Genomic DNA, 23017 nt, shown 5'->3' on the forward strand with positions numbered 1-23017 from the left:
CATGGATGTCGCTGGGACGGGTATGGAAATCGCGATCGTTGGCCTCGCGGGGCGCTTCCCGGGCGCCCGGGACGTGCCGGCGTTCTGGCGAAACCTCTGCAATGGCGTGGAGTCCTTCAGGACGTTCACCGAGGAGGAGCTCCTCGCGCGGGGTGTGTCTCCGGAGCTCGTGCGGGATCCGAGCTATGTCCGGGCGACGGCCATGGTGGAGGACGTCTCGCATTTCGACGCCGCCTTCTTCGGGTATCCGCCGCGCCAGGCGGAGCTGCTCGATCCGCAGCAGCGCATCTTCCTCGAATGCGCGTGGGAGGCGCTGGAGGACGCGGGGTACATCGTGCCCCGCAAGGATCTCCTGGTGGGCGTCTTCGGCGGCGCGGCGCTGAGCACCTATTTGCTGCTCCACATCTGGTCGAACCCCGCCGTCCTCGCTTCGCTCGATCCGCTCCAGGTCAGCCTGAGCAACGGCAACAGCTTCCTCACGACGCGCGTCTCCTACAAGCTCGATCTCAAGGGACCGAGCTTCCTCGTCGAGAGCGCCTGCTCGACGTCGCTCGTGGCGGTGCACATCGCCTGCCAGAGCCTCCTCAACGAGGAGTGTGACGTCGCGCTCGCGGGCGGCGTGTCCATCAACCTGAGCCAGCAGCACGGGTATCGGTTCGTCCCGGGGAGCATTCTCTCGCCCGACGGGCATTGCCGCCCCTTCGATTCGAAGGCGCAGGGCATCGTCTTCGGGAGCGGGGCGGGCGTCGTCGCGCTCCGGAGGCTCGAGGATGCGATCGCCGCGGGCGACCACATCTACGCGGTGATCAAGGGATCGGCGGTCAACAACGACGGCGGGCTGCGGGCCGGCTACACCGCCCCCGGGGTCGAGGGGCAGGCGCAGGTGATCGCCGAGGCGCACGCGAACGCGGACGTCTCGGCCGACACGATCTCGTATGTCGAGACGCACGGCACGGGGACGCCGCTCGGGGATCCCATCGAGGTGCAAGCGCTGACGAAGGCGTTCCGCGAGAGCACGGACGAGCGCCGGTTCTGCGCGATCGGCTCGGTCAAGGCCAACGTGGGGCACCTCGACGCCGCCGCCGGCGTGGCGAGCTTGATCAAGACGGCGTGCGCGCTCCGGTACAAGAAGATCCCGGCCAGCCTGCATTGCGCGACGCCGAATCCTGCCATCGACTGGGACGGTAGCCCCTTCTTCGTCAATACCACCCTCTCGCCCTGGAGCGGCCCCACGCCCCTGCGCGCCGGGGTGAGCTCCTTCGGAATGGGCGGGACCAACGCGCACGCGGTGCTCGAAGAGCCTCCTTCGCGGCTCGCCGGTTCGCCCGGCCGCCCGGCCGAGCTCCTCGTCCTCTCGGCCAAAACGGAGGCGGCGCTTCGAGCCGCGAGGGAGCGGCTCGCCCAGCACCTCGAGAACAACCCCGATCTCGTCCTCGCCGACGTGGCGCACACGCTCCAGGTCGGACGCAGGGTGTTTCCCCATCGCAGCTTCGTCGTCGCCGGCAGCGCGGCGGAGGCCACGCGGCGCTTGCGGGACATCCACGTCGCGCTGGACGAGCAACCCTCGGAGCGGCCCGTCGCGTTCCTCTTCCCCGGGCAGGGCGCGCAGACCGTCCAGATGTTCGCGCAGGTCTACCGTCACGAATTGGTCTTCCGGCGCGAGCTCGACCGCTGCGCCGAGATCCTTCGCCCCTTGCTCGAGGCTGATCTGCGCGCGATCCTCTATCCGCCGGAGGGCGAGGAGGCACGCGCTGCCGACCGCCTGAAAGAGACCGCGTGGACCCAGCCCGCGATGTTCTCGGTCATGTACGCGCTCGCCCAGCTCTGGGGATCCTGGGGGATCACGCCGCAATCCATGATCGGGCATAGCGTCGGCGAATACGTCGCGGCCTGCCTCGCGGGCGTCTTTGATCTGCGCGACGCGCTGCGGCTGGTCGCCGAGCGCGGCAAGCTCGTCCAGCGCTTGCCGCCGGGCGCGATGCTGGCCGTGCCGCTCGCGGAGAACGCGATTGCGCACTTCCTTGGCGGCGACGTCGCGCTGGCCGCCGTCAATGCCCCGAATCAATGCGTGCTCTCGGGCCCGATCCCCGCGATCGCGGAGATCGAGCAGCGCCTCGCGTCCTCCGGCGTGGAGGCCCGCCGCCTCGCCACCTCGCACGCCTTCCATTCGCCCATGATGCGGCCCATCGTCGGCGAGCTGTCCGCGCTCGTCCGCGCGGCGCGGCCTCGACCTGGCAAGACGCCCTTCGTCTCGTGCGTGACGGGCACCTGGATCACGCCCGAGCAGGCGCAGGACCCGGTGTACTGGACAGAGCACCTGCTCCGCACCGTGCGCTTCTCCGAGGGCCTCACGACGCTCCTCGAGGACGGGCGCCGTGTGCTGCTCGAAGTGGGCCCCGGGCGCACCCTGAGCCGCCTTGCGCGGCGTATCCCCGCGGGGCAGGGGCGCGTGATCGAGCCCTCCCTCGCGCAGGAGGAGCAGAGGCCCGAGGAAGAGGCGTTGCACGTGACGCTCGGGAGGTTGTGGCAAGCCGGCGTCGTGGTCGACTGGGCCGGCTACCGCGGGCAGGAGCGCCGGCTGCGCGTCCCTCTGCCGACCTATCCGTTCGAGCGCAAGCGCTTCTGGATCGAGCCCGCCATTGCGACGGCCATGGCGGCGCCCGTGGACGCCCCGCAGCGCCCCGCCCCTGGCGCCGAAGAGCAAGCGGACCGAAAGCGCGACCAGGCGCCCGGCCCGCCGGTGGAGGCGCGCGTCGGGTTCCGGAATGCGTACGTCGCGCCGGAAAGCGAGATCGAGAGCAAGCTCGTCCAGATCTGGGAGCAGATCCTCGGCACCACGAACATCGGCCTGGACGACGATTTCCTCGACCTCGGCGGCGACTCGCTCCTCGCGACGCAGGTCACCTCTCGGATCCGCGCGACGTTTGGCGTCGACATCCCCGTGCGTGTGCTCTTCGAGGCGCCCACCGTGGGCAGCTTCGCCGCGCGCCTCGCCGAGGCCCGGAGCGAGGCGCACCGCCCCGTGTTGCCTGCGGCGTCCACGGCCACGCGCCCGTATTCCTTCGCGCAACAGCGGATCTGGTTCATCGATCAGCTCGAGCCCGACAGCCCTGCCTACAACATGCCGTATGCGCTGGAGCTGTCCGGGCGGCTTTCCGTCGACGCCATGCGTGGCGCCTTCGAATCGCTCGTGCGTCGCCACGACGTTTTGCGCACCACCTTCGACAGCCACGAGGGCCTCCCGGTCTTGCGCCTGCACCCGCCTGGGCCGCTCGCGCTGCCCGTCGTGGACCTTTCGAGCTCGGCCGTGGCGACGCGACAAACCGAGGCCAACCGGCTGATGAGCGAGGAGGCGCAGCGGGCGTTCAACCTGCACACCGGCCCGCTCTTGCGCATGTTCTTGATCAAGCTCGAGGACGAGCTGCACGTCCTCGTCTTCAACATGCACCACATCGTCTCCGACGAGTGGACGCTCCTCCTCGTCGTGCGAGAGGTCGCCGCCCATTACAACGCGATCGTCAATGCGGGCGCGCCGGAGCTGCCTCCCTTGCCCATCCAGTACGCCGATTACGCGGCGTGGCATCGCGACTACATGCAAAGCGAGGCCATGGAGCGGGCGCTGCGATATTGGAAAAAGCAGCTCCACGGCCTCACGCCCCTGGATTTGCCGACCGATCGACCGAGGCCGCCGAGGCCGAGCCTCCGCGGCGATTGGGTCGAGATCGAGCTCCCCGCGCCGGTGACCGCGGGGCTCGGGGCCCTCGCGCGGGAAGCGGGCGTGACGCTCTTCATGGTGCTCGTCGCGGGCTTCTTTTCGCTCTTGCACCGGCTCAGCGGGCAGACCGACGTCGCCCTCGGAACACCGGTCGCGTGCCGCAACCGCGAGGACTTCGAGCAGCTCGTCGGCGTCTTCTACAACATGCTCGTCCTGCGCGCCGATTTCCGGGACGACCTGACGTTCCTGTCGCTGCTCTCGCAGATCAAGGAGACCACGCTCGGGGCGATCACCCACCAGGAGATTCCCTTCGAAAAGCTCGTGGACGAGCTGAAGCCGGCGAGGGATTTTTCCCGATCACCGCTGTTCGAGGTCTTCTTCGCCCTGCAAAACAAGCCCTTCGAAAACGTCACCATCGACGGGCTCTCCGTCTCGGCGCGGCCCATCACGAGCGGCACGTCCAAGCTCGACCTCTCGCTCTACCTCGGCGAAAGCAATGGCGTGCTCCGGGGCCGCATCGAATACGCGGTCGACCTCTTCGATCGGCCCACCGTCGAGCGCCTCGCCGCGCGGCTCTGCTCGATGTACGAGGCCATCGTCCGGGATCCGCGCGTGCGCGTCGCCGACCTGCCCCTGCTGACGGACGCGGAGCGCGAGGAGCTCTCCCGGTGCAGCACGACGACCGCCCCACCGCTCCTCGCGCGCTCGCTGCCCGACGCCTTCGCGGCCCAGGTCGAGCGCATGCCCGACGCTGTCGCCCTGGTCGCGGACGATCACCGAATCACGTACCGGGACCTCGCCGCGCGCGCCCGTACGCTCGCCCTGCGCCTCCAGCGCTCCGGCGTCGGCCCAGACGTCCTCGTCGCCCTCTTCGTCGAGCGCTCGGTCGAGATGATGATCGCCATTCTCGCCGTGCTTCAAGCGGGCGGAGCGTACGTCCCCATCGACCCCATGTCGCCCCGCGAGCGCACGGCGTTCATCCTGGAGGACGTGGGCGCGCGTGTCCTGCTCACGACGACGAGCTTGCGCGCGCAGCTACCGGACGTGCGCGCCGAGGTCCTTTGCCTCGATGTGGAAGGGGACGCGATCGCCGGCGAGGACACCACACCCTTGCGGGAGGGCGTTGGTCCGGACAACCTCGCGTACGTCATCTACACCTCCGGCTCCACGGGAAAACCCAAGGGCGTCGGCATCACGCACCGCAACGTGCTGAGCCTCTTCGCGGCCGCCGGCGAGCTCTTCCGGTTTGGCGCGGACGACGTCTGGACCCTGTTCCATTCCTACGCCTTCGATTTCTCGGTCTGGGAGATATGGGGGCCGCTGCTGCACGGCGGTCGCCTCGTCATCGTCCCGCACCTGGAGGCGCGCTCGCCCGAAGACTTCCACGCGCTGCTCCAGCGCGAGCGCGTGACGGTGCTCAACCAGACCCCGTCGGCGTTCCGGCAGTTCGTCGCCTGGGACAGCGAGAATGCTGCGGCGCCGCTCGCGCTGCGGTACGTGATCTTTGGCGGCGAGGCGCTCGATTTTGCGCACCTCGCGCCCTGGTTCGCGCGGCACGGCGACGAGGCGCCGATGCTCGTCAACATGTACGGCATCACCGAGACCACGGTGCACGTGACCTTCCAGCGCGTGCGCGCGCGGGACGTGACCTTCGGGCGCTCGCTCGTCGGCAGGCCGATCCCGGGCTGGCAGGTGCACGTCCTCGATCGCTACCGGCAGCTCGTGCCGCCGGGCGTGGCCGGCGAGATCTACGTCGGCGGCGCGGGCCTCGCGCGCAACTACATGGGGCGCCCTGCGCTGACGGCAACGCGCTTCGTGTCCGACCCGTTCTCCAACGAGCCCGGCCATCGCCTCTATCGCAGCGGCGACCTCGCCCGTTGGGCGCCGGGCGGCGTCCTCGAATACCTCGGGCGTATCGACGAGCAGGTCAAGGTGCGCGGGTATCGAATCGAGCTCGGCGAGATTGCGAATACGATCAAGACGCACCCGGGCGTGCGCGACGCGGTCGTCGTGGTGCGGGAGGACATCCCTGGCGACAAGCGGCTCGTGGCCTACTGGATCCCCGCTGCGGAGCCACCTTCGGCCACGGAGCTCCGCGAGCACCTGCTCCGCACGCTGCAGGAGTACATGATCCCCGCCGCGTTTGTCGCGCTTGAAACGATCCCGCTCACGCCGAATGGAAAGCTCGATCGAAAAGCGCTGCCCGCGCCGCACGCGCAAGGGACGGCCGACGCGACGGGCAAGGCCGAGGTGCGCGTCGAGCGCGCCATCGCGGCCATCTTCGCCGAGGTGCTCGGTGTCTCCAGCGTGGGCCTCGACGACGATTTCTTTTCGCTCGGCGGCCAGCCGCCGCTCGTGACGCACGTCCTTTCGCGCATCCGCGATACGCTCGGCGTCTCGCTTCCGCTGCGGGACGCGCTCCAATCGATGACGGTGTCCGCCCTCGCGCGGAGCGTCGAGCGGCTCTTGCCGGCGGGCGGCGCGACGAACGCGGACGCAGCACCCGAAGCGCTCGACCTCGAGGAGGGGGAGCTGTGACCGACGCCGAACTCTTGCAGCATGTGCGCTCCCTCGGCGTCAAGCTTTGGCTCGAAGGGGACGCTCTGCGTTACAGCGCGCCGCGTGGCGCGTTGACGCCCGAGCTCCTCGCCGAGCTCAAGCGTCACAAGGAGACCTTGCGGGCGATCCTGCGCGCCGAGGAGGATCCCTCGAAGCTGCCGCCGATCACGCCCGCGCCGCGGGACGGCCACCTCCCGCTGTCGTTCGCGCAATTGCGCTTCTGGCTCGTCGATCAGATCGAATCGAACGCCGCCGCGTTCAGCATCCCCTTTGCGTTGCGTCTCTCGGGCGACCTCGATACCAACGCGCTCCGGCGGACCTTCGAGGAGATCGTGCGGCGGCACGAATCGCTGCGCAGCACCTTCGAGATGCGCGACGGGGCGCCCTGCCAGATCGTCCATGCGCCCACGCATTGGCTCTTGCCCATCCGGGATCTCTCCGATCTGCCGACCGAGCAGCGCGAGGACGAAATGAGGCGCCTCGTGCTGGCGAGCGCGCACGAGCCCTTCGACATTTCCCGCGGTCCGCTCCTGCGCACGACCCTCATCCGCCTGCATGGATTCGAGCACGTCTTCGTGGTGAACGTGCACCCGATCGCCTCCGATGGCTGGTCGTTCCGCATTCTGACGCGTGAGCTCGTCACCCTGTACCAGGCGTTGCGCGAGGGGCGGCCCTCCCCGCTCTCCGCGTTGACGATCCAGTATGCGGATTTCGCGGTGTGGCAGCGTCGGTTTTTGGTGAGCGTCTTCGATCGCCAGCTCGCGTACTGGAAGGAACAACTCGCCAACGTCGAGCCCCTCGATCTGCCCCTCGATAGGCCGAGGCCCGCCGTCCCGGCGCGGCGCGGCGCGATGCTCCGGTTCCGGTATCCCGCGAAGCTCGCCGAGACGCTGAGCGGCGTCGTACGGCGCCGCGAGGGGGCCACGCTCTTCATGGTGCTCTTCGCGGGCTTGCATGCCTTGCTCCACCGCTGGACGGGGCAAAACGAGATCGTCGTCAGCACGCAGAGCGCCGGGCGCACGCGCCCTGAGCTCGAGGACATCGTCGGGCTCTTCCCGAACACGCTCCTAATTCGCGCCGATTTCTCCTCCAGGCATCTGCGCTTCCGGGATCTGGTCGAGCAGGTTCGTGAGCGAACGCTGGGCGCGCAAGCGAACCAGGACGTGCCGTTCGAGCGGGTGCTCGAGGCGGTCGAGAAGGGGCGGAACACCGGGCATACGCCGCTCCTCCAGGTGATGCTCATCAACCAGAACCTGCCCATCAACTCCATGAAGATGCCCGGCCTCGTGATGGCGCCCGAATACGTCGAGCGCGGCACGAGCCAGATGGATCTCGTGATCAGCGCCCGGTGGTCGTCCGAGGGCATCGACATCTCGGCGGAGTACGACACCGATCTCTTCGACGCGTCGACGATCCGCAAATTCTTCGGGCAATACGAGCGAATCCTCGAAGCCTTCACCGTCGATCCGGCAATCACGATCGCCGCCTTGCCGCTCCTCTCCGCGGACGAGCGCGCGCGGATCCTCTGCGAGCACGGTCGATCCGCCGAGCGCAAGCCGGAGGTGCGCTCGGTGCTCGACCTCCTCGAGGCGCAGGTGGATCGGACTCCGGAGGCGATTGCCGTCGAGGACGGGGCGCAGCGGCTGACCTACCGCGAGGTCGAGCTTCGCGCCAATCGATTGGCCTTCCGGCTTCGGCAACGCGGCGTCGGCCCCGAGGTGCGCGTGGCCCTTCGCCTGGACAGGACCGCCGACCTCGTCGTCGCGATCTGGGCGGTCCTCGCGGCGGGCGGGGCGTACGTGCTCCTCGCGCCGGACGCGCGGATCGACGAGGCACGCGCGATCGTGCGTCGAAGCGGCGCTTCGCTCCTGCTCACTCGGCACGCGCTGGTCGAGCCCCCCGCGGCGATCGACCTGCCGTACGAGCTCGTCGATATGGCGACCGAGGAGGGCGTGCCGAGCGATCGTCTGTCCCGCCAAACGTCTCCAGCGAGCCTGGCTTGCGTGCGTCTCGATCGTTCTGCGACCGACGAACCCCAGGGGGTCGCGGTGCCCCACGGCGCCCTCGCGAGCGTGGCCGTCGCGCTCCGCGATAGGCTGAGCCTTGGCGACGACGAGCGCGTGCTCCAGCTCGCCCCGTTTTCTTCGGGCGGGTTCGACGACGAAATGGTTTTGTGCATGCTCGCGGGCGGGTGCCTCGTCGCGCGGGACGCGGCGACGCACGATCCGGCGGGCTTCCTCGAAGCCTGTGAACGGTCGCGCATCACCTCGGTCGTTCTCCCGACGCCGTTCTGGCACGACGTGGTCGCGCACCTCGTCGAGTCGCGGCGCCCCGTTCCCCCCTCGTTGCGTCGGGTGCTCCTCGGCGGCGCCGAGGCGGCGCGCGTCGATCGCGTCAATCAATGGCGGTCGCTCGCGGGCTCCCAGGTGCGGCTCTGGAGCACGTTTGGCCTGGCACAAGCGGCCGGCGTGAACATGGCCGGAGAGCTATCGGAGATCTTCGCGTCGGGCCAGCGTGTGCCCGCGGGCCGGCCCGTCGCTGGGGCCAGGGTCTACATCCTTGATTCGTATGGCCAGCCAGCCCCGGTGGGGACGCGGGGGGACCTTCATATCGGCGGCCTGGGCGTCTCGCGCGGGTACCTTTCGAACCCTGCTCTCACGGCTGCGCGCTTCGTCCCCGACCCCTTCAGCGAGGAGGCGGGCGCGCGGATGTTCGATACGGGGGTGCTGGCGCGCTGGCTGCCGGACGGTCGCATCGTATTGCTGGGACGCCGCGACGATCGGGGCCAGGGGCGCGGCGCGCGCGTCGAGCTGCCGGCCATTGAAAGGGCTCTCTCCGAGCATCCGGGCGTGCGTGACGCCGTCGTCGTGGCCCAGGAAAAACCCGGGAAAGGCGCCCAGCTCGTGGCGTATGTGGTGCCCTCCGCGGCGCCGCCCCCCTCGTCCGGGGATTTGCGAGCGTTCCTCGCATCGCGCCTGCCGGACGCCACCCTCCCGACGGCCTACGTTTTCTTGGATCCGCAGACTCCGAAGGGCGGGGTCGATCGGGCTGCGCTCCCGGCCCTCCGCCCGGATCCGCAGGCGGAGGCCCCGCAGCGCACGCCTGTCGAGCAGATGGTCGCGCGCGCGTTCGCCGAGGTCCTTCAGGTCCCGCACGTCGAATTGCACGACAGCTTCTTTTCGCTCGGCGGCCATTCGCTCCTCGCCACGCAGCTCGTCTCGCGCATTCGGGCGGCGGCCTCCGTGAACCTGCCGCTCCGGTCCTTCTTCGAATCGCCCACCGTGGGGGGATTGGCGAAGGTGATCGAGGTGGAGCTTCGCCGCGGCAAGCTCGTGGCGCCCGCGCTCCAGCGCGCCCAGCACGACGGGGACGTCCCGCTTTCGTTCGCGCAGCAGAGGCTCTGGTTTCTGTATCAGCTCGATCCGGAGGGCACGGCGTATCACATGCCCCTGGCGCTGCGGCTCACGGGCACGATCAGCATCGACGCCATCCAGCGCGCCATGGACGAGGTCTCGCGCCGGCACGAGGCGCTGCGCACCACGTTCGATTTCGTCGACGGGCGCGCCGTCCAGCGCATTCATCCCGTCGGGCCCTTCCCGCTCGTGGTCGAGGACCTGTCGCGCGCCGAGGATCCCGAGGCGGAGGCTCGGCGCATCGCCGTGCAGGCCCATTTCAACCCCTTCGATCTGCGCAGGGGCCCCCTCATTCGCGCGCTCTTGCTGCGGCTCGGGCCGGAGGAGCACATCCTCGTCGCGAACATGCACCACATCATCTTCGATGGTTGGTCCATGGGCGTGCTCGTCCGGGAAATCGTCCAGCTCTACGAGGCATTTCGTCGCGGGCAGCCCATTGCGCTGCCCCCGCTCCCGATCCGTTACGTCGATTATGCCCTGTGGCAGCGGAGCTGGCTCTCGGGTGACGTGCTCGATCAGCAGGTCGCCTTCTGGAGGAAGCGCCTCGCCGGCGTCGCGCCGCTCGAATTGCCGACGGACAGGCCGAGGCCCGCCGTCGCGTCGCAGCGCGGCGCCACCCTCCCTGTATCGATCCCGGCGCGGATCTCGGACGGGCTCCGCACGCTCGCGCAGAGGACGGGCACCACCTTGTTCATGGTGCTGCTCGCCGGGTTCCAGGCGCTCTTGCACCGGCTGAGCGGGCAAGAGGATTTTGCGGTCGGCTCCCCGATTGCGGGGCGCACGCGCAGAGAGCTCGAAGGGATCGTCGGCTTTTTCGTCAACACCCTCGTCCTCCGCGCGGACTTCTCGCGTGGACCGACCTTCCTCGAGTTCCTTGCGCAGGTCAAGGAGGCCACGCTCGACGCCTACGCGCACCAGGACCTGCCCTTCGAGAAGCTGGTGGAGGAGCTTGCGCCGGCGCGTGATCTCTCGCGGCAGCCGCTCTTCCAGGTGATGTTCGTCCTGCAAAACGCGCCCTTCGACGCGGTGCACCTCGACGGATTTTCGATCTCCCCCGTATCCGTCGACATCCCCACAGCGCATTTCGAGCTGACCCTCTCCATGTTCGAGCAGGACGGGCAAATCCTCGGCCTCCTCGAATACGCCACCGACCTGTTCGACGCGAGGACGGCGGAGCTGCTGGTGGAGCGGCTGCGGCTGGTGCTGGAGCAGGCGGCGAGCGCGCCCGAGGGGCGTATTTCGGACTGGAAGATTCTGACGGAGCGAGAGGAGCAGCTGCTTTCGCATTGGAATGAGACCACGGCGCCCTACCCGCGCGAGGCGGGTATCCCTGCGCTCTTCGAGGCACAAGTGGCGAAGACGCCGGACGCGATCGCGCTGGCGTGGGACGACGGCGTGCTCGCGTTCGAGGCGGTCAATCGACGCGCCAATCGCCTTGCGCGCCACCTTCGTGGTCTCGGGGTGGGTCCGGACGTCCCCGTCGGCGTCTTCGCGGAGCGTTCCCCCGAGGCCGTGATCGCGCTGCTCGCCATTCTGAAGGCCGGCGGCGCGTACGTGCCGCTCGATCCATCGCTTCCCGCCGAGCGTCTCGGCTTCATTGCGCGGGACACCGGGCTTCGCGTGGCGCTCGTGCAGCCTGCGCTCGCGGGGGAAAGCTCGCGTCTCGACGTGGCGCAGGTGCTCCTCGATGTGGAGGCGAGCGTTGCGGCGGGCGAGTCCGATGCGGACCTCGGGCTCCCAATGGCCGCCGAGCAAGGCGCGTACGTCGTGTACACGTCGGGCTCCACGGGCAAACCGAAGGGCGTGCTGGTGCCTCACCGCGCGGTCGTGCGCCTCGCATGGGCCCGCAGGCATTTGCAGGTGCAGGCGTCCGATGTGTTCTTGCAGTATGCGCCGCTCGCGTTCGACGCGTCGACCTTCGAGATCTGGTCCGCGCTGCTGCAAGGCGCGCGTGTGGCGATCGCGCCGGCCGGAGTGCTCTCGTTGTCGCAGCTGGGCGCGGTGCTGGAGCGGCACGGTGTGACGACGCTGTGGCTGACGGCGCCGTTGTTCCATCAGATCGTGGATAGCAGCGCAGAGATCCTTTCGGGGGTGCGCGCCCTGCTCGCGGGCGGAGACGCGCTGTCGCTGCGGCACGTGGAGGCAGCGCGTCGTCGGCTGCCGGGCACGCGAATCATCAATGGGTATGGGCCCACGGAAAACACGACGTTCACGACGCTCGGTCCGGTGGAGGGTCCGCTGCGTGGGCATACGGTTCCGCTGGGCACGGCGATTGACCAGACGCGGGTGTATATTCTCGACGACCGGCTCGAGCGCGTCGGGCTGGGCGTGGTGGGGGAATTGTATACCGGGGGTGATGGTCTTGCGCGTGGGTATTGGTCGCAGGCAGGGCTGACGGCCGAGCGATTCTTGCCCGATCCTTTCGCGGGGACCGAAGGGGCGCGCATGTATCGCACCGGCGATCTGGCGCGATGGCTGGAGGACGGCACGGTCGAATTCGTGGGCCGGCGTGATCATCAGGTGAAGCTGCGCGGCTTCCGGATCGAGCTGGGCGAGATCGAGCAAGCCTTGCTGAGGCATCCCGCGGTGCGAGAAGCCGTGGTCGTGGCGCGTCAGGACGCCGATGGGGACAAGCGGCTGATTGCTTATCTCGTGCCGGAGGCACCGGGGACGGCCCCTGCCGCTTCTCATTTGCGCGATGCGCTGAAGGAGAGTTTGCCCGAGTACATGCTCCCGAGCGCGTATGTCGTGCTGGAGCAAATGCCGCTCTCGCCGAATGGCAAAGTGGATCGTGGCGCGCTGCCGGAGCCTTCCCTCGCGCCCATGTCGGGAAGCGAAAACGATCCTGGCCCGAGGAGCCCGGTGGAGCAGACGCTGACCGAAGCATTCGCCGAGGTGCTGCGGCTGCCGCGGGTGGGCGTGTACGACGATTTCTTCGCGCTCGGAGGCCATTCGCTGCTGGCGACGCAGCTCGTCTCGCGCGTGCGTGCGGCGCTGGGCGTGGAAGTGCCGCTGCGCGCGCTCTTCGAGGCGCCGACGGTTTCGGGCCTCGCAGAGCGTATCGAGGTGGAGCAGCGAAAGGGGGGCATGGTTTTGCCGCGCGTCACGCGGCAGAGTCGAGAGGGCGAGCTGCCTCTTTCGTTCGCGCAGCAACGGCTGTGGTTCCTGGATCAGCTCGCGCCGGGCAGCACGGCGTACCACATGCCGTTCGCGCTGCGGCTCTCGGGCGAGCTCGACGTGGAGGCGCTGCGCAAGGCGTTCGAGGCGCTGTTGCATAGGCACGAGGCGCTGCGGACGACCCTGGAGGCGGTCGAGGGTCGAGCGAGGCAGACGATTCATCCTCCGGGCCCCTTCGAGCTGCGCCTGGACGATCTGTCGACGGCCGAAGACCCCGAATCCGCCGCGTACAGCGCCGGCGCCGAGGAGGTCCTGCGTCCGTTCGATCTCGCGGCGGGCCCGCTCATCCGCGTGCGCTTGTTCCGGCTGCGGGCCAGGCATCACGTGCTGGTGATGGTGATGCACCACATCGTCTCGGATGGTTGGTCGATGGGCGTGCTGATGCGGGAGCTCGTGGCCCATTACGAGGCGGCTCAGGCGGGGCGTGCGGCGGTGCTGCCCGAGCTTCGTGTGCAGTACGCCGATTATGCGCTGTGGCAGCGGAGCTGGCTGTCCGGCGACGTGCTGGAGCGGCAGCTCGGGTACTGGCGTGAAAAACTGTCGGGCGTAGCGCCGCTGGAGCTGCCCACGGATCGACCGCGTCCGGCCGCGCCGAGCCATCGTGGAGCGAGCGTGAAGGTATCGCTGGGCGCGGAGCTCACCGAGGGGCTTCGGGCGCTCGCGCGGCGGCAGGGAGTGACGCTGTTCATGGTGCTGCTGGCCGGCTTCCAGGCGCTGCTGCACCGTCTGAGCGGGCAGGAAGACATTGCGGTGGGGACGCCGATCGCGGGCCGCACGCAAAAGGAGCTCGAAGGGCTGATCGGGTTTTTCGTGAACACGCTGGTGCTGCGCGCGGATGTGGGCAGCAAGCGGCGGTTTGTGGACCTGCTGGCCGAGGTGAAAGAGACGACGCTGGACGCGTATGCGCACCAGGATATCCCCTTCGAGAAGCTGGTGGAGGAGCTCGCGCCGACGCGTGATCTCTCGCGGCAGCCGCTCTTCCAGGTGATGTTTGTCTTGCAAAACGCCCCCGTCGGTGAGCTGAACGTGGGGGGGCTCGGCGTGGCGCCGGTCGATCTGGAGGGCGCGGAGACCGCCAAGTTCGACCTCACGCTGAACCTCACGGATCAGCGGAGATCCGTCGAGGGAGTGCTCGAATACGCCACCGACCTGTTCGACGCGAGGACGGCGGAGCTGCTTGTGGAGCGGCTGCGGCTGGTGCTGGAGCAGGCGGCGAGCGCGCCCGAGGGGCGTATTTCGGACTGGAAGATTCTGACGGAGCGAGAGGAGCGGCTGCTTTCGCATTGGAATGAGACCACGGCGCCCTACCCGCGCGAGGCGGGTATCCCTGCGCTCTTCGAGGCACAAGTGGCGAAGACGCCGGACGCGATCGCGCTGGCGTGGGACGACGGCGTGCTCGCGTTCGAGGCGGTCAATCGACGCGCCAATCGCCTTGCGCGCCACCTTCGTGGTCTCGGGGTGGGTGCGGACGTCCCCGTCGGCGTCTTCGCGGAGCGTTCCCCCGAGGCCGTGATCGCGCTGCTCGCCATTCTGAAGGCCGGCGGCGCGTACGTGCCGCTCGATCCATCGCTTCCCGTCGAGCGTCTCGGCTTCATTGCGCGAGACACCGGGCTTCGCGTGGCCCTCGTGCAGCCTGCGCTCGCGGGGGAAAGCTCGCGGCTCGACGTGGCGCAGGTGCCTCTCGACGTGGAGGCGAGCGTTGCGGCGGGCGAGTCCGATGCGGACCTCGGGCTCCGAATGGCCGCCGAGCAAGGCGCGTACGTCGTGTACACGTCGGGCTCCACGGGCAAACCGAAGGGTGTCCTTGTGCCTCACCGCGCGGTCGTGCGCCTCGCATGGGCCCGCAGGCATTTGCAGGTGCAGGCGTCCGATGTGTTTTTGCAGTATGCGCCGCTTGCGTTCGACGCGTCGACCTTCGAGATCTGGTCCGCGCTGCTGCATGGCGCGCGTGTGGCGATCGCGCCGGCCGGAGTGCTCTCGCTGTCGCAGCTAGGCGCGGTGCTGGAGCGGCACGGTGTGACGACGCTGTGGCTGACGGCGCCGTTGTTCCATCAGATCGTGGATAGCAGCGCAGAGATCCTTTCGGGGGTGCGCGCCCTGCTCGCGGGCGGAGACGCGCTGTCGCTGCGGCACGTGGAGGCAGCGCGTCGTCGGCTGCCGGGCACGCGAATCATCAATGGGTATGGGCCCACGGAAAACACGACGTTCACGACGCTCGGTCCGGTGGAGGGTCCGCTGCGTGGGCATACGGTTCCGCTGGGCACGGCGATTGACCAGACGCGGGTGTACATCCTCGACGACCGGCTCGAGCGCGTCGGGCTGGGCGTGGTAGGGGAATTGTATACCGGGGGTGATGGTCTTGCGCGTGGCTATTGGTCGCAGGCAGGGCTGACGGCCGAGCGATTCTTGCCCGATCCTTTCGCGGGGACCGAAGGGGCGCGCATGTATCGCACCGGCGATCTCGCGCGATGGCTGGAGGACGGCACGGTCGAGTTCGTGGGCCGGCGTGATCATCAGGTGAAGCTGCGCGGCTTCCGGATCGAGCTGGGCGAGATCGAGCAAGCTTTGCTGAGGCACCCCGCGGTGCGAGAAGCCGTGGTCGTGGCGCGTCAGGACGCCGATGGGGACAAGCGGCTGATTGCTTATCTCGTGCCGGAGGCACCGGGGACGGCCCCTGCCGCCTCCCATTTGCGCGATGCGCTGAAGGAGAGTTTGCCCGAGTACATGCTCCCGAGCGCGTATGTCGTGCTGGAGCAAATGCCGCTCTCGCCGAATGGCAAAGTGGATCGTGGCGCGCTGCCGGAGTCTTCCCTCGCGCCCATGTCGGGAAGCGAAAACGATCCTGGCCCGAGGAGCCCGGTGGAGCAGACGCTGGCCGAAGCATTCGCCGAGGTGCTGCGGCTGCCGCGGGTGGGCGTGTACGACGATTTCTTCGCGCTCGGAGGCCATTCACTGCTGGCGACGCAGCTCGTCTCGCGTGTGCGTGCGGCGCTGGGCGTGGAAGTGCCGCTGCGCGCGCTGTTCGAGGCGCCGACGGTTTCGGGCCTCGCGGAGCGTATCGAGGTGGAGCAGCGAAAGGGGGGCATGGTTTTGCCGCGCGTCACGCGGCAGAGCCGAGAGGGCGAGCTGCCTCTTTCGTTCGCGCAACAACGGCTGTGGTTCCTGGATCAGCTCGCGCCGGGCAGCACGGCGTACCACATGCCGTTCGCGCTGCGGCTCTCGGGCGAGCTCGACGTGGAGGCGCTGCGCAAGGCGTTCGAGGCGCTGTTGCATAGGCACGAGGCGCTGCGGACGACGCTGGAGGCGGTGGAGGGTCGAGCGAGGCAGACGATTCATGCGCCGCGCGCCTTCGAGCTGCGCCTGGACGATCTGTCGACGGCCGAAGACCCCGAATCCGCCGCGTACAGCGCCGGCGCCGAGGAGGTCCTGCGTCCGTTCGATCTCGCGGCGGGCCCCCTCATCCGCGTGCGCTTGTTCCGGCTCCGAGACAGGCATCACGTGCTGGTGATGGTAATGCACCACATCGTCTCGGACGGCTGGTCGATGGGCGTGCTGATGCGGGAGCTCGTGGCCCATTACGAGGCCGCTCGGGCGGGGCGTGCGGCGGTGCTGCCCGAGCTTCGTGTGCAGTACGCCGATTATGCGCTGTGGCAGCGGAGCTGGCTATCCGGCGACGTGCTGGAGCGGCAGCTCGGGTACTGGCGTGAGAAGCTGTCGGGCGTAGCGCCGCTGGAGCTGCCCACGGATCGACCGCGTCCGGCCGCGCCGAGCCATCGTGGAGCGAGCGTGAAGGTGTCGCTGGGCGCGGAGCTCACCGAGGGGCTTCGTGCGCTGGCGCGGCGGCAGGGCGTGACGCTGTTCATGGTGCTGCTGGCCGGCTTCCAGGCGCTGCTGCACCGTCTGAGCGGGCAGGAAGACATCGCGGTGGGCACGCCGATCGCGGGCCGCACACAGAAGGAGCTCGAAGGGCTGATCGGGTTTTTCGTGAACACGCTGGTGCTGCGCGCGGATGTGGGCAGCAAGCGGCGGTTTGTGGACCTGCTGGCCGAGGTGAAAGAGACGACGCTGGACGCGTATGCGCACCAGGACATCCCCTTCGAGAAGCTGGTGGAGGAGCTCGCGCCGACGCGTGATCTCTCGCGGCAGCCGCTCTTCCAGGTGATGTTTGTCTTGCAAAACACGCCGACGAGCGCGCTCGCCTCGGGGGACTTCGAGGTGGCGCCGGTCGAGCTGGAAGGGGCGGAGGCAGCCCAATTCGACCTCACGCTGAACCTGACCGAACGAGGGGACACGCTCGAAGGGTCGCTGGTGTACGCGAAGGACCTCTTCGACGAGGAAACCATTGCGCGAATGGCGGAGCGGCTCGTGCTCGTGCTGCAAGGCGCGGTGCGCTCGCCTGAGGCGCGCGTGGCAGACCTGCCCCTCGTGACGGAGCCCGAGACGCGTCTCCTCGCGCAATGGAACGACACCGGCGCGCGTTACCCGGACGACGCATGCATTCACGAGCTCTTCGAGGCGCAGGTCGATCGTACGCCTGACGCCCTCGCCCTCCTGTTCGAGGGCCAGCACGTCACCTATGCCGAGCTGGATCGCAAGGCAAACCGGTTTGCCCACGCGCTGCGCGCGCGAGGCGTCGGCGCCGAGAAGCGCGTGGCGGTGTGCTTGGAGCGCACGGTCGATCTGATCGTGGCGCTGCTCGGCATCCTCAAATCCGGCGCGGCCTACGTCCCGCTCGACCCGGCCTATCCCCGCGAGCGCCTCGAATACATGCTCGCGGACAGCGGCGCGCGCCTCCTCCTCACGTCGCGTGCGCTCGTCGGGGCTTTCCCGGCAGCAGGCGCGCGCGCGTTGTGCCTGGATGACATCGTCACGGAGGACGATCCCGCCGGAGGGGAGCGATTGCAGGCCGGTTCGCGCGCGGAGAACCTGGCCTACCTCATCTACACGTCCGGCTCGACGGGGCGACCGAAGGGCGTATCGATGACCCACCGGAGCGCCACGCAGTTCCTGCGCTGGGCAACCGAGGTGTTCTCGCCCGCGGAGATGCGCGGCGTGCTTGCGGCGACGTCGGTGTGCTTCGACCTCTCGATTTTCGAGATCTTCGGCCCGCTCACGATGGGAGGCGTGGTGGTGCTGGCTCCCGACGCGCTCGCATTGCCGACGCTGCCCGACCGCGACCACGTGACGCTGGTGAATACCGTCCCGTCGGCGATGGCGGAGCTCGTACGGATGCGAGGGGTGCCGGGCTCCGTGAGGACCGTGAACCTGGCGGGCGAGCCGCTGCCGCTGTCGCTCGCAGAGCGGGTTCACGAGCTCCCGTTCGTGGAGAAGCTCTACAACCTGTACGGGCCGACCGAGGATACGACGTATTCGACCTTCACGCTCGTGGAGCGAGGGGCGCGCACGGCGCCGACAATCGGTCGGCCCATCCGAGGGACGAGGGCGTACGTGCTCGATCCGCAGATGCGAATCGTGCCGGTGGGCGTGCGCGGGGAGCTTTACCTCGCGGGGGTAGGCCTCGCGCGGGGGTATCTCGATCGTCCAGGCCTCTCGGCCGAGCGATTCTTGCCCGATCCGTTCGGGCCCGAGGCCGGCGCGAGGATGTATCGCACCGGGGACATCGCGCGGTGGCTGCCCGACGGGACGCTGGAGTATTTCGGCCGAGCGGATCACCAGATCAAGCTGCGCGGCTTCCGCATCGAGCTCGGCGAGATCGAGGTGGCGATGAGGTCCCATCCGGGGGTCCGGGACGCGGTGGTCGTCGCGCGCCAGGATCGGCTGGTAGCGTATCTCGTGGCCGAATCGGAGCCACCTCCGGCACCGTCGTCGCTGCGCGAAAGCCTTCGGGGGCTGCTCCCGGAGTACATGATCCCTGCCGCTTTCGTGGCGCTCCCGGCATTGCCGCTCTCGCCGAATGGCAAGGTGAACCGTGGCGCACTGCCGGAGCCTTCCCCCGCGCCCGTGGCGGGGAGCGAAAACGATCCTGGCCCGAGGAGCCCGGTGGAGCAGACGCTTGCCGAAGCATTCGCCGAGGTGCTGCGGCTGCCGCGGGTGGGCGTGTACGACGATTTCTTCGCGCTCGGAGGCCATTCGCTGCTGGCGACGCAGCTCGTCTCGCGTGTGCGTGCGGCGCTGGGCGTGGAAGTGCCGCTGCGCGCGCTGTTCGAGGCGCCGACGGTTTCGGGCCTCGCGGAGCGTATCGAGGTGGAGCAGCGAAAGGGGGGCATGGTCCTGCCGCGCGTCACGCGGCAGAGTCGAGAGGGCGAGCTGCCTCTTTCGTTCGCGCAACAACGGCTGTGGTTCCTGGATCAGCTCGCGCCGGGCAGCACGGCGTACCACATGCCGTTCGCGCTGCGGCTCTCGGGCGAGCTCGACGTGGAGGCGCTGCGCAAGGCGTTCGAGGCGCTGTTGCATAGGCACGAGGCGCTGCGGACGACCCTGGAGGCGGTCGAGGGTCGAGCGAGGCAGACGATTCATGCGCCGCGCGCCTTCGAGCTACGCCTGGACGATCTGTCGACGGCCGAAGACCCCGAATCCGCCGCGTACAGCGCCGGCGCCGAGGAGGTCTTGCGTCCGTTCGATCTCGCGGCGGGCCCGCTCATCCGGGTGCGCCTCTTCCGGCTGCGGGCCAGGCATCACGTGCTGGTGATGGTGATGCACCACATCGTCTCGGACGGCTGGTCGATGGGCGTGCTGATGCGGGAGCTCGTGGCGCATTACGAGGCCGCTCGGGCGGGGCGTGCGGCCGTGCTGCCCGAGCTTCGTGTGCAGTACGCCGATTATGCGCTGTGGCAGCGGAGCTGGCTGTCCGGCGACGTGCTGGAGCGGCAGCTCGGGTACTGGCGTGAAAAACTGTCGGGCGTAGCGCCGCTGGAGCTGCCCACGGATCGACCGCGTCCGGGCGCGCCGAGCCATCGTGGAGCGAGCGTGAAGGTGTCGCTGGGCGCGGAGCTCACCGAGGGGCTTCGGGCGCTGGCGCGGCGGCAGGGCGTGACGCTGTTCATGGTGCTGCTGGCCGGCTTCCAGGCGCTGCTGCACCGTCTGAGCGGGCAGGAAGACATCGCGGTGGGGACGCCGATCGCGGGCCGCACGCAAAAGGAGCTCGAAGGGCTGATCGGGTTTTTCGTGAACACGCTGGTGCTGCGCGCGGATGTGGGCAGCAAGCGGCGGTTTGTGGACCTGCTGGCCGAGGTGAAAGAGACGACGCTGGACGCGTATGCGCACCAGGACATCCCCTTCGAGAAGCTGGTGGAGGAGCTCGCGCCGACGCGTGATCTCTCGCGGCAGCCGCTCTTCCAGGTGATGTTTGTCTTGCAAAACACGCCGACGAGCGCGCTCGCCGCAGGCGACTTCGAGGTGACGCCGGTCGAGCTGGAGGGCGCGGAGGCGGCCAAGTTCGACCTCACGCTGAATCTGACGGAGCGAGGGGACGCGCTCGAAGGCTCGCTGGTGTACGCGAACGACCTCTTCGACGAGGAAACCATTGCGCGGATGGCGGAGCGGCTCGTGCTCGTGCTGCAAGGCGCGGTGCGCTCGCCCGAGACGCGCGTGGCGGACTTGCCGCTCGTGACGGAGCCAGAGACGCGTCTCCTCGCGCAATGGAACGACACCGGCGCGCGCTACCCGGACGACGCATGCATTCATGAGCTCTTCGAGGCGCAGGTCGATCGTACGCCTGACGCCCTTGCCCTCCTGTTCGAGGGCCAGCACGTCACCTATGCCGAGTTGGATCGCAGGGCAAACCGGTTTGCCCACGTGCTGCGCGCGCGAGGCGTGGGGCCGGAGGCGCGCGTCGCGCTTTGCCTCCCGCGGTCCGTCGATCAGATCGCGGCGCTGCTCGGCATCCTCAAATCCGGCGGGGCCTACGTCCCGCTCGATCCGACCTATCCGCGCGAGCGCCTCGAATACATGCTGCGCGACAGCGGCGCGCGCTTGCTCATCGCCCGCGGAGAGCCCGGCGAACGCCTCACGGCGCCGGGGTGCGCCCTGCTCGACGTCTCGCAGCTCGACGCGGCGAGCGACGCGCGAATCCAGAGCGGCGCGCGGCCGGACAACCTCGCCTACATCATTTACACCTCGGGATCGACGGGCAAACCCAAGGGGGTCTTGCTGGCGCACCGCGGGGCGTGCAACCTGGCGGAGACGCAGCGCCGTCTCTTCGGGTTGGGCGAAGGCGCGCGGGTGCTGCAATTCTCGCGGACGAGCTTCGACGCGTCCGTCTTCGAGTTGCTCTTGGCGTTGCCCGTGGGCGGTTGCCTGGTGCTGGCGCACGCCGAGGCGCTCCAGCCAGGCGGCGGCCTCGCGTCGCTGATCGAGGATCGTGCGATCGACGCGGCGCTTTTGCCCCCATCCGCGCTCGCGGTGATGCCGGAGGTCGCCGCCGCGCGGCCGCGCTTGCTCTGGGTGGGCGGCGAGGCTTGTCCCCCGGAGGTCGCGCGGCGCTGGTCGCAGGGCCGCCGGCTGATCAATGCGTACGGCCCGACGGAGATCACCGTGTGCGCGACGATGTTCGCCCACGAGCCCAGCGAGGGCAGCTTGCCCATCGGGCGGCCGCTCCCGAACATGCGCGTTTACGTCCTCGATCCGAGCCTGCGGCCCGCGCCGCTCGGCGTCCCAGGCGAGCTCTATATCGGCGGCGTCGGCCTCGCGCGCGGCTACGAGGGGCGTCATGGTTTGACCGCGGAGCGGTTCTTGCCGGATCCCTTCGCGCCCGGGCTCGGCGCTCGCATGTATCGTACGGGCGACCGCGCGCGGTGGCTGCCGGGCGGTGACCTCGAGTTCCTCGGCCGCGTCGACGAGCAAGTGAAGCTCCGTGGGTTCCGGATCGAGCTCGGCGAGATCGAAGCCGCGCTCGCCGCGCACCCGGGCGTGCGGGGCGCGGCGGTGAACCTGCGCGGCGACCGGCTCGTGGGGTATGTCGTGGCCGATCCGGAGCGCGCGCCGTCGCCGTCCGAGCTGCGCGACCACCTCGCGCGTTTGCTCCCCGATTACATGATCCCCGCGGCCTTCGTCACGCTGGACGCCCTGCCACTCTCGCCGAGCGGCAAGGTCGACCGACGCGCCCTGCCGGAGCCCGCCTCTGCGCTTGGTGCCGAGGCGCCGCGGCGCTCCCTCGATCGCCTGGAATTCGAGCTCGCGGCCCTCTGGGAGGAGCTGCTCGGCGTGCGCGGCGTGGGCCCCCGCGACGACTTCTTCGCCCTCGGAGGCCACTCGCTGCTCGCCGCGCGGCTCGTCGCCCGCGTCGAGAGCCAGATCGGCCGCAAATTGCCGCTCGCCCGGCTGCTCCGCGGCGCGACGATCGAAGAAGTGGCCGCCGCGCTTCGCGAGGACGGCGAAAGGCCGCGCTCGCCTCTCGTCACATTGCAGCCCCGCGGCGCGCGCACCCCCCTTTATTGCGTCCACGCCATCGGCGGCTCCGCGCTCTCGTACCTGGATCTCGCGCGGGCCCTCGGTGACGAGCAACCTCTCCATGCCTTGCACGCCCGCGGGCTCGATGAGGGGGAGCCCGTCGATGACGTGGTGACGATGGCCCAGCATTACGTGGATGCTTTGCTGGAGACGCATCCCGGGGGAGCCCTTCGGCTGCTCGGCTGGTCCTTCGGCGGCCTCGTGGCCTTCGAGATGGCCAGGGAGCTTTCGGCGCGCGGGGTCTCGGTCGAAGAGGTCATCCTCGTCGACACCCATTTGCCCTCGCGGATGCAGGATCCAGACGACGTCTCGCTGGCCCTCCTCTTCGCGCGCGAGCATGGGATGACCCTGTCGAGCGAGGAGGAGTCCCGCCTGCTCGTGGCCTCTCCGGCCGAACGGGACGCGCTTCTCGCGGCGCTGGCCGTCGAGCAGGGGATCTTCCCCGCGGGCATGGCGGAGACCCTCCTTCGTCGCACGTTCGGCGTCTACGAGGCGCACCTGCGGGCGCTGCGCACGTACGTGCCTCGCAATGCCGCCGTGCGGACGTCGCTCCTTCGCGCGACGGGCGCTCTGGCCGTCGAGGAGGAGGACGTGTCCTCCTTCAAGGATCCCACCGGCGGCTGGAGCGAGCTCGTCCCGACGATTACGACGTGGGACCTGCCCTGCGATCATTTCAGCGTCCTGCGCCCGCCTCTCGTCGACCACGTCGCGAAAATCGTGCAAGGTGCATCACGGTCTTCTTGAA

At 69.1% G+C, this 23017-nt stretch carries 2 protein-coding genes; both read left to right on the plus strand.

From position 1 onward, the window contains the following. Position 1 precedes the first annotated feature (1 nt). Positions 2-6253, plus strand: a complete 6252-nt coding sequence (locus QHF85_RS03310) for a non-ribosomal peptide synthetase/type I polyketide synthase (protein ID WP_281325560.1) — start codon at positions 2-4, stop codon at positions 6251-6253. Next, entirely contained in the window at positions 6250-23016 is a 16767-nt protein-coding gene (locus tag QHF85_RS03315) for a non-ribosomal peptide synthase/polyketide synthase (protein ID WP_281325561.1), read from the plus strand. The genes QHF85_RS03310 and QHF85_RS03315 overlap by 4 nt, the downstream gene beginning before the upstream one ends. Position 23017 lies beyond the last annotated feature (1 nt).

Source organism: Polyangium sp. 6x1 (genome assembly GCF_029946515.1).
GTDB lineage: Bacteria > Myxococcota_A > Polyangia > Polyangiales > Polyangiaceae > Polyangium.